Origin of the sequence: Saccharopolyspora elongata (assembly GCF_004348985.1) — a bacterium.
GTDB lineage: Bacteria > Actinomycetota > Actinomycetes > Mycobacteriales > Pseudonocardiaceae > Saccharopolyspora > Saccharopolyspora elongata.
This window is the reverse complement of the sequence record NZ_SMKW01000261.1, coordinates 1-427: the sequence shown is the minus strand read 5'-3', so window position 1 is coordinate 427 and position 427 is coordinate 1. Positions and strand designations below refer to the sequence as shown.

The 427-nt window shown below is 65.1% G+C and carries 1 protein-coding gene; it reads left to right on the top strand.

Features of this window, described 5'->3' with window-relative positions:
• Window positions 1–427, top strand: a 427-nt coding sequence (locus E1288_RS46610; protein WP_207954965.1) for a transposase, incomplete at both ends; no start/stop codon positions are given.

The window sequence follows — 427 nt, the reverse complement described above, 5'->3', positions numbered from 1 at the left end:
TCTTCCCCGACACCCGAGCGCAGCGCTGCTGGTTCCACAAGATCGGCAATGTGCTCGCCGCGCTACCGAAGTCGGCGCAGCCGGGTGCGAAGAAGGCACTGGCCGAGATCTACAACACCGAGGACCGCCGGCATGCCCTGGACGCGGTGAAAGCGTTCGAAGCCGCCTACGGCGCCAAGTTTCCCAAGGCAATCGCCAAGATCACCGACGATGTCGACGAGCTGCTGGCCTTCTACGACTATCCCGCCCAGCACTGGGTGCATCTGCGCACCACCAACCCCATCGAATCCACGTTCGCGACCGTGCGGCACCGCAGCAAAGTCACCAAAGGCCCCGGCTCACGGGCGGCCGGACTAGCGATGGCGTTCAAACTCATCGAGTCAGCCCAGACCCGCTGGCGCGCGGTCAACGCACCCCAACTCGTCGC